Annotated in this window: 6 protein-coding genes and 2 rRNA genes; 6 read left to right on the plus strand and 2 right to left on the minus strand. The window is 28.1% G+C overall.

Annotation, left to right across the window (positions count from 1 at the left end; translation table 11 throughout):
- Positions 1 to 122, plus strand: a 23S ribosomal RNA gene (locus KQI16_RS12100); the annotation flags it as partial.
- Positions 123 to 231: 109 nt separating this feature from the next.
- Positions 232 to 348 (plus strand): 5S ribosomal RNA (rrf, locus tag KQI16_RS12105).
- A 208-nt stretch (positions 349 to 556) separates the two neighbouring features.
- Here rrf and KQI16_RS12110 read toward each other — a convergent pair.
- Both KQI16_RS12110 and KQI16_RS12115 read right to left on the minus strand, forming a co-directional pair.
- Positions 557 to 1,783 carry an ABC transporter permease subunit gene (locus KQI16_RS12110; RefSeq protein WP_216434771.1) on the minus strand — a complete coding sequence of 409 codons (1,227 nt, stop codon included), beginning with the start codon at positions 1,781 to 1,783 and terminating at the stop codon, positions 557 to 559.
- A complete protein-coding gene (locus KQI16_RS12115) occupies positions 1,783 to 2,691 on the minus strand; it encodes an ABC transporter ATP-binding protein (RefSeq protein ID WP_216434773.1) in 909 nt (302 codons plus the stop codon). Before KQI16_RS12115 ends, KQI16_RS12110 begins: the two co-directional genes overlap by 1 nt.
- A 357-nt stretch (positions 2,692 to 3,048) precedes the next feature.
- Here KQI16_RS12115 and glgB point away from each other — a divergent pair, with 357 nt between their 5' ends.
- Genes glgB through glgD form a run of 4 tightly spaced genes read left to right on the plus strand, consistent with a single transcriptional unit; the run spans position 3,049 to position 8,890 of the window.
- Positions 3,049 to 5,034 (plus strand): 1,4-alpha-glucan branching protein GlgB, encoded by a 1,986-nt coding sequence (glgB, locus tag KQI16_RS12120; RefSeq protein ID WP_216434775.1) that lies wholly within the window; start codon positions 3,049 to 3,051, stop codon positions 5,032 to 5,034.
- Positions 5,035 to 5,046: 12 nt separating this feature from the next.
- A complete protein-coding gene (glgA, locus tag KQI16_RS12125) occupies positions 5,047 to 6,525 on the plus strand; it encodes a glycogen synthase GlgA (RefSeq protein WP_216434777.1) in 1,479 nt (492 codons plus the stop codon).
- A 38-nt stretch (positions 6,526 to 6,563) separates the two neighbouring features.
- Complete coding sequence (locus tag KQI16_RS12130; RefSeq protein WP_216434779.1) at positions 6,564 to 7,778, plus strand: glucose-1-phosphate adenylyltransferase; 1,215 nt, start codon at positions 6,564 to 6,566, stop codon at positions 7,776 to 7,778.
- Positions 7,775 to 8,890 carry a glucose-1-phosphate adenylyltransferase subunit GlgD gene (gene glgD / locus KQI16_RS12135; RefSeq protein ID WP_216434781.1) on the plus strand — a complete coding sequence of 372 codons (1,116 nt, stop codon included), beginning with the start codon at positions 7,775 to 7,777 and terminating at the stop codon, positions 8,888 to 8,890. The genes KQI16_RS12130 and glgD overlap by 4 nt, the downstream gene beginning before the upstream one ends.
- The last annotated feature ends 480 nt before the right edge of the window (positions 8,891 to 9,370 follow it).

Below are 9,370 nucleotides of genomic sequence, written 5' to 3' on the forward strand. Positions count from 1 at the left end.
ATGAGATTTCCCATAGCATAAGCTAGTAAGACCCCTTGAAGAACACAAGGTTGATAGGTTAGAGGTGTAAGTATGGTAACATATTTAGCTGACTAATACTAATAGGTCGAGGGCTTGACTAAAATAAATGGCATTATTCATGTGCAATTTTCAGAGAACAATTTCTCTGTAGAAACTCCGTTATATGGAGTATTCTTCACCAACCCAACCACAAATTTGATTTATAATTTATCTGGTGATAATGGCGTAGAGGAAACACTCCTTCCCATTCCGAACAGGACAGTTAAGCTCTACAGCGTCGATGGTACTGCAGGGGAAGCCCTGTGGGAGAGTAGAACGTTGCCAGGTTATAAAAAAGACTTAAGAGTAACTTCTTAAGTCTTTTTTTCTTATCCAAAATATATTAAAGAAATTGAAAGTTATTAACATATTTAATAAAAATAAAGATTTTAATTGTTAATAACTTTTCAATTATTAATTTAATTGTGGGTAATTAATCGCAATAAAAAAGAAGATTGTTAACAATCTTCTTTTTTATAATTTTATATTTAATTATTTATATTAGTATATCTTTATTCTTAAAGTTAATATGAGAAATTAAGTAAGATATAATTATTGTTAAAATTAAGCATATTATTCCATTAGTTATTGTCAACTTTTCGTTATTGTACATCAAAGGTAATTTAGATGATATTAAGTTATAACTGTCTGCATAAGTTGTAAATAGTAAGTGACTATAAATCCTTAATGTTCCAATTACTTGTGTTCCTATAGATAAGAATATTGTCAATATAACGGAGACAGCCATAGATATCATACTGCTTTTAAATAATGTAGAAAACATAAAAATTACGCTACAGCAAGTAATTATGAATATTGCTTGATATCCTATTGTTCTAACAGCCAAATCAAAATTAGTTATCATTTCTGAAGTTTCAGGAATTTTCTCAAGAACCATTTCTCCATACTCTGGGTTAAATACTTTTTCATATTGTTGTCCTACTCTAACAGGATAATTTCCTACATTTATATTAGAAGTTAAATTTACAAACGTCATTCCAAGTATTTCTGGTATTATTATTAAAGTTAAAACTGTAATAACTGAAACTATATATTTAGAAAGTAAGATTTTAGCCCTAGAAACAGGTTGTACAAGTAAAAATTTAAGGGTTGGAGGAGTTGCTTCGCCAGATAAAATATCACTCATAAAAACTGCAATACCAGCAACTAATAGGCCTATTCCTAATAAGGTACTCAAACTTTCAAGAAAATTATATTCTTGATATTCCCACCCCTTAAGCGGAACTATACTATTTGCCTTTAAATATTCAAGAATTTCTAATTCTTCTTGTAGACTTATATAATCGTTTTTATATCTTTCTTTTGTACCATTTTTTTCGTATTCTTTTATTGTATTTTTAATATTATCTATAGACATATCCAATTCTGTTTTCCAAGTATCTTCGCTAATACCTTCTTTTAATATTTTTTTATTTAATTCAATACTTTTCTCATAGTATTCTATTGAAGATTTTATAGATTCTATCCAAGCTTCATCTCCGGAAGCTTCTGCATTTTTTAATTCTTCTTTATAATAAGCTAATTGATCTTCAGCCATTTGAAGTTGATATTCAGGTGAATTAATTTCTTTCATATTTTGTTCACCTTTCCAATTTCCATAGATTGTTAGAGCAATAAAGATAAGAAATAAAGCAAAAACAATCCAGGTTTTCCCTCTTTTAAATATTTTAATAAATTCATTTTTTATAAGACTAAATAACATTATCTTATTCCTCCTTCAACTAATTCCATATATCTTTGCTCTAGACCTTTTCTTAACTTAAAGACTTCTTCAACGTTATAGTTATTATTAACAAGATATTTAATAAGTTCAGGAGTTTTATTTGAAAGAATTATAAGTTCAAATTTATCATCTATTTTTTTTACTGATTTCACATAATCTAAAGAAGAAAGTATATTTGAATTAATATTTTCAAGTAGTTTTAAAGAAATAATATCTGTTTCTGTTTCCATAGAATTATCAATAATACTTTCTATAGACTTAATTACACCATCATTAATAAAGGCTACTCTATCACATAAGTTTTGAACTTCTGATAGAATATGAGAGGAAATAAATACTGAAATACCTCTTTCCTTAGCAGCTTTTTTTACTATTTCTCTAAAATCTATTATTCCAGAAGGATCTAAGCCATTAGTAGGCTCATCTAAAATAAGCAGCTTTGGCTTAGACAATAAAGAAGCAGCTAAGCCTAAACGTTGTTTCATACCTAAAGAATATTTCTTTACTTTATCATCAATTCTGTTTTCCAATCCTACTAATTTTATTATTTCGTTAACTTCTTCTTTTGGAACTTTTCTAATTCTTGCAATTTGCATAAGATTTTCTCTTCCTGAAAGATACTTATATAATTCAGGATTTTCAACTACTGCCCCAACTTCTTTAAGAGCATTCTCTGTATCTTTTCGCAAATCATAACCGCAAATTGATATATTTCCTGAACTTGGTTTTATTAGTCCTACAAGCATTCTAATAGTTGTGGTTTTACCAGCACCATTTGGTCCTAAAAAGCCAAATATTTCTCCTTCTTCTATTGAAAAACTAATATCTTTTATAATATCTCTATTTCCTATGGTTTTCTTAAGATTTTTTACTTCTAGTATTTTCATTTTATACCTCCTTATTTGCTTTTTTAAATCTTATTAAAAGTATGGCTAATATTTTTTTAATAATTAATAAAATATGTTTCTAATTTTAAAGGATAAATCTTAATATATGAGAATTTAAAATCTTAAAATAACCTTAATAAAATATTAATAATAAGTTGTTAAAAGTAGTGTCGAAAAATTAGAGAAAAAATATAAATATCAGTAAGCATATCGATAGAATATATTAAATAGATAAAAATATGAAGAAAAAAGAAATAAAATCGGTCTTTTTATAAAATATAGAAAAACGAAATTTATGGGAATAAATGGAATGTAATGATATAATAATTTACATAAGCAAGGCAAAGGAGGAGTAATATGTCACAGGCAGTAAAAAGTAAAGTTAAGAATGGACAACTTTTGCAGAAAGATATTCAGCTATTTCATGAAGGTAATAATTATGCAAGCTATCGTTTTATGGGTGCTCATATTATATCTGAAAATAGAAAAAAAGGTGTTAGGTTCACAACTTGGGCACCAAGAGCTAAGGAAGTATATGTTGTAGGTGATTTTTGCGACTTTAAGCCAAAAGAAGAATTTAAGATGAAAAAAATAAATGATAAAGGCTTATGGTCTTTATTTATACCAAAACTTAAAGAAGGCAATATTTATAAATATTATATTGTTAAGGATTCTTTAGAAAATGGATTTTATAAGAGTGATCCCTATGCAAGATATTCAGAAATTAGACCAAACACAGCTTCTATTATTAAGGATGAAATAAAATTCAGATGGACAGACAGAAAGTGGCTTAATAGAAGAAATAAAATAAATGTTTTTAAGGAGCCGATTAATATTTATGAAATGCATCTTGGTTCTTGGAGGCATAATAATGGAGAATTTCTTACATATGAAGATTTATGTAGTGAATTGCCAAAATATTTAGTGGAAATGGGATATACCCACGTTGAGTTTATGCCAATTGTTGAACATCCTTTAGATGCATCTTGGGGATATCAGGGAACAGGATATTATTCTGTAACTAGCAGATATGGAGATCCTAAGGGATTAAAAGCTCTTATAAATGAACTTCACAGAAATAATATTGGAGTTATTTTGGATTGGGTACCAGGACATTTTTGTAAAGATGAGCATGGCTTGTATAGATTTGATGGAACTCCTACTTATGAATATGAGGAAGAATGGAAAGCAGAAAATAGAGGCTGGGGAACAGCAAATTTCGATTTGGGAAAACCAGAAGTTATAAGTTTTTTAATTTCAAATGTTCTTTATTGGCTAAGGGAGTTTCATATAGATGGAATAAGAGTGGATGCAGTATCTAATATTTTATATTTAGATTATGGTAGAAAAGAAGGTGAATGGAAGCCTAATAAATATGGTGGTAATGGATCCTTAGAAGGAATAGAATTTCTAAAAAAAATGAACGCAGCCGTTTTTAGTGAATTTAACAATATACTTATGATTGCTGAAGAATCTACAACTTGGCCAAATGTGACTATGCCGATACATGTAGGAGGACTTGGTTTCAATTTTAAATGGAATATGGGTTGGATGAACGATACTCTAAAATATATTGAAGAGGATCCAATATACAGAAAATATGCCCATAATAATATTACTTTTTCTATGATGTACAATTACTCAGAAAATTTTATCCTTGCATTATCTCATGATGAAGTTGTTCATGGTAAAAAGTCTTTAGTTGATAAAATGTGGGGAGATTATTGGAATAAATTTGCAGGTCTTAGACTATACTTAGCATATATGATGGGACATCCAGGAAAAAAATTAGCTTTTATGGGCTATGAATTTGGACAATTTATAGAGTGGAGAGAATATGAAGATTTAGAATGGGAATTGATAGATAAATATGAAATGCACAAAAAGACTCATGATTATGTTAAGGCATTGAATAGATTTTATAAGGAAAATAAGGCTCTATATGAACTTGATTATGAAAGAGAAGGCTTTGAATGGATAGATCCTGATAATAAGGATCAAAGTATTTTTTCTTTTATAAGAAGGGGAGTTAAGAAAGAAGATACATTAATTTTTATATGTAATTTTACTCCTATTGCATATTACGATTTTAAACTTGGAGTACCATATTTAGGTGAGTATAAGGAGGTATTTAATTCTGATAACAAGATATTTGGAGGATCAGGTCAAATAAATGAGGAGCCTTTTATATCGGTAGAAGATAAATATCATAATAGAGATTATTCAATAACAATTAAAGTTCCACCTATGGCAGCTATGATTCTTTCTTATAAAGAATTAGAGAGTGAAAATAGCATAAATGATATTAAAACTAAAGAAATAGTTATAAACAGCAATAATTAAAGGAGGAGTAGTATGAAGATTTTATTTGCAGCATCAGAAGCTCACCCCTTAATAAAAACTGGTGGGCTAGGGGATGTTATAGGAGCCTTACCCAAGGCACTAAAAAAACTAGGTATAGATGCTAGAGTGATAATGCCTAAGTATAAAGATATAAGAAAAGATATATTAGATAATTTAAAGTATGTAAAAAATTTTAATGTAAGAGTTGGTTGGAGAAATCAATATTGCGGAGTATTTGAATATGATCATGAAGGAGTTAAGTTTTACCTTTTAGATAATGAATATTATTTCAAGAGAGATGGATTATATGGTTATTATGACGATGGAGAGAAATTTGCCTTTTTTGATAGGGCTGTTTTAGAATTTATAAAAAATATGGACTGGGTACCAGATATAATACATTGTAATGATTGGCAAACAGGGATGATACCAGTTTTGCATAAATTAGAATATATAAAAGATGAGAAGTTTAAAAATATAAAAACAGTATTTTCTATTCATAATTTATTTTTCAAAGGAATGTTTTCAAAGGAAGTTTTGCCAGAACTTTTTGGATATGACTATGAAGCTTTTAATAATGGAAGTTTAGAGCATTATGGAGCTGTTAGCTTTTTAAAAGGAGCTATAAATTATTCAGATAAGGTTACTACAGTTAGTAAGACATATTCAGAAGAAATAAAGACAGAGGAATATGGAGAAAAATTAGATGGATTATTAAGATATAGAGGAGATTCTTTAGAAGGAATTGTTAATGGAATAGATTATGATGAATATAACCCATTAGAGGATAAATATATATATGAAAATTATGATGTGAATACATTATATAAGAAGGCAATTAATAAGATGTTTTTACAGGAAGAATTGGGATTGGAAGTAAATGAGGAAATACCAATGATTGGTATGGTTTCGAGATTGACTCACCAAAAGGGCTGTGACTTAATTTTAAATATTCTTGAAGAATTATTAAAAGAAGATCTTCAAATAGTTGTTTTAGGAACAGGAGATTGTCTTTATGAGGCAAGCTTTAAGGACTTTGAAAGAAGACATAGGGATAAGATGAGTGTAAATATAAAATTTAGTAATGAACTTGCTCATAAAATATATGCTGCTTCAGATTTGTTTTTAATGCCATCATTATTTGAACCTTGTGGACTTGGTCAATTAATAGCTTTAAGATATGGAACTTTACCAATAGTTAGAGAGACAGGGGGATTAAAGGATACTGTAATTCCATATAATAAATATACTGGTGAAGGAAAAGGATTTGGATTTAGAAATTATAGATCAGATGAATTATTAATGATAACTAAGTATGCTTTAGAAGTATATAGAGATAAGAAAGCTTTTGAAAGCTTGAGAGTACAAGCTATGAATTCTGATAATAGCTGGGAAAAATCTGCTAAGGAATATTTAAGATTATATAGAGAAGTTATTGGAGAAATTATTTATAAAGATATAATAGAAGAATTTGATAAAAGTTTTGTTTAGGGGATAATAATGTTTGTTTTAAGGGGGATATAGATTTTATGAGAAAAAAAGAAATAATTGCAATGATTCTAGCAGGCGGACAAGGATCTAGATTGGGTATATTAACGAAAAATATAGCTAAGCCCGCTGTACCATTTGGAGGAAAGTATAGAATAATAGATTTTCCTTTAAGCAATTGTTCAAATTCAGGAATATATACAGTTGGTGTATTAACTCAATATAAACCATTAGATTTAAATTCTCATATAGGAATAGGAGACCCTTGGGATTTAGATAGGAGAGATGGTGGTGTGTCAATACTTCCACCGTATCAAGAAGAAAAGGGTGGAGATTGGTATAAGGGTACAGCTAATGCCATTTATCAGAATATTGAATATGTTGATAGATACGATCCTGAATATGTACTTATATTATCGGGAGATCATATATATAAGATGAATTACGATAAAATGTTAGATTTTCATAAAGAAAATAATGCTGATGCAACAATTGCAGTTATTGATGTTCCTATAGAAGAGGCAAGCAGATTTGGAATAATGAATACAAGGGTGGATAATTCTATTTATGAATTTGAAGAAAAACCTAAACATCCTAAGAGTACTAATGCTTCAATGGGAATCTATATTTTTAATTGGAAACTATTAAAGCAATTTTTAAAAGAAGATGAAGAAGATCCAAATTCAAGTAATGATTTTGGAAAAAATATAATACCAAAAATGTTAGAAGCAAAAAAACGCTTATTTGCGTATCCATTTAAGGGTTATTGGAAGGATGTAGGAACTATAGAAAGCTTATGGCAAGCTAATATGGACTTATTAGATGTTAATAATTCTTTAGATTTATATGATAAGGGCTGGAAAATATATTCACAAACTCAGGTAAGACCAGCTCATTATATTGGAAAAGAAGCAGTAATAATAAATTCATTGGTGACAGAGGGTTGCAGGATAAACGGTAGAATTGAAAACTCAATTCTTTCACAAGGAGTATCTGTTGGCAAAAATACTGTAATTAAGGATTCTGTAATAATGCCAAATGTTAAGATAGGAGATAATGTAATAATTGAAAGGGCTATAATAGGAACTGGAGCTATAATAGATGATAATTATTCATTAATTAATATAGATAGTATTGGAGTTGTAGGTGCAAATAAGCATTTAACTTGGGAAAAAGATATTGCAATGAAGGGAATAAGTTTTGATTTAGATGAAGAAATAATGGGAAGATTTAGTGTTGCAGGGGGGATATTATGAATGACTGCTTAGGTATTATTAATTTAGATGAAAATGAAAGTAGAATGGGAGAGTTAGTTAGATTTAGAACATTGGCTGCAATTCCGATATCAGCTAGATATAGAATAATTGATTTCGTATTATCTAATATGGCTAATTCAGGGATACAGGGGATAGGAATATTTACTCCAAAAAAATCAAGATCTCTTATTAATCATATAACAAACGGAAGACCATGGGATTTGCATAGAAAAAAAGATGGTCTTAGAATATTTAATTTTGGTGACTATGATCCTTTTTATGATGATGTTCGTAATTTTCTTGATAATATGGAGTTTATTGAGCAAAGTAGAAAAGAATATGTATTGATAAGTCCATCTTATATGATTTGTAATATAGATTATAAATATGTCTTAAAAAAGCATATTAAAGATAAAAATGATATAACTATTGTAGGAAAATTAGTATCAAATGCAGATGAAAAATTCTTAGGATGCGAAGTTTTAAATTTAAATAGTAAAGAAAGAGTTATAAGTATAGGAAGAAATATTGGAATAGACAAGAATGCAATAATAAATATGGAAATGTTTATTATGAAGACTGAACTTTTTGTAAATATAATATATGAGTGCGTAAATACTGGAATTCATAGAAAAATAAAAGAATATATTAAATCAAATTTAGATAGTCTAAAAGTAGGAGTATATAAATTTGATGGATATTTATCCTGTATAAATAGTATTAAAGAATATTTTGATACTAACTTGGATATTTTAAATCAAGATGTTAATAATGAGTTATTTTATTGTACAAATCCTATATATACTAAATCACAAGATGAACCTCCAACTAAGTATACTGAGCACAGCAGGGTATCAAATTCAATAATTGCAAATGGTTCATATATAGAAGGAGAAGTAAAAAATTGTATTATAGGTAGAAGAGTAAGAATAGGAAAAGGAGCAAAGATAGAGAACTGTGTTATAATGCAAAATTCAGTAATAGAAGATAATGTAATTATGGATAAAGTAGTAGTTGATAAGGGAACTGTAATAAGTGAAAATGAAGTGATAAAGGGGACTTATGATTATCCTGTAACAATACAAAAACAAAAAACATTTTTATTGGAATAATAAAATAATAATAGTAGTTAAGAAGTCTTTATAATAAATTCTTCTTAGCTACTTTTTATTTAATTATTCATAGACAAATCAGCCAAGCGTATCCATAGGTGAATAAATTAGTATTTAAAAGAAATATTTTAAATTAGCATTATAATATAAAAAAATATGATAAATTTGTCGAAATATAAATATTTATTGGTGCTATGATTATAGATGTTCCGTTTGAGAACAAGTATTTAAATCTAAATAAAAAATTAAAAAATAATGTTGACAATTTAGATTTAAGATGATAATATAAAAAAGTCGCTTGAGGGCGATAAAGAAAATCAAATGAGAATTTGAAATTGGTCTTTGAAAATTGAACAGAATATTAAGTAAAGATAAACCAGCAATTCTTTTGAAGGTCTAAGATTAACTCAAAGAAATTTGAGACAGATTAAATTTTTTAGTGAGAGTTTGATCCTGGCTCAGGACGAACGCTGGCGGCGT

The sequence above is a fragment of the Caproiciproducens sp. MSJ-32 genome (assembly GCF_018918055.1).
Taxonomy (GTDB): Bacteria; Bacillota; Clostridia; order Clostridiales; family Clostridiaceae; genus Clostridium.

Bases quoted from the DNA above. Each gene is read 5' to 3' on its own strand.
- KQI16_RS12110 (WP_216434771.1), bottom strand. From the start codon at position 1,783: ATGTTATTTAGTCTTATAAAAAATGAATTTATTAAAATATTTAAAAGA.
- KQI16_RS12115 (WP_216434773.1), bottom strand. From the start codon at position 2,691: ATGAAAATACTAGAAGTAAAAAATCTTAAGAAAACCATAGGAAATAGA.
- glgB (WP_216434775.1), top strand. From the start codon at position 3,049: ATGTCACAGGCAGTAAAAAGTAAAGTTAAGAATGGACAACTTTTGCAG.
- glgA (WP_216434777.1), top strand. From the start codon at position 5,047: ATGAAGATTTTATTTGCAGCATCAGAAGCTCACCCCTTAATAAAAACT.
- KQI16_RS12130 (WP_216434779.1), top strand. From the start codon at position 6,564: ATGAGAAAAAAAGAAATAATTGCAATGATTCTAGCAGGCGGACAAGGA.
- glgD (WP_216434781.1), top strand. From the start codon at position 7,775: ATGAATGACTGCTTAGGTATTATTAATTTAGATGAAAATGAAAGTAGA.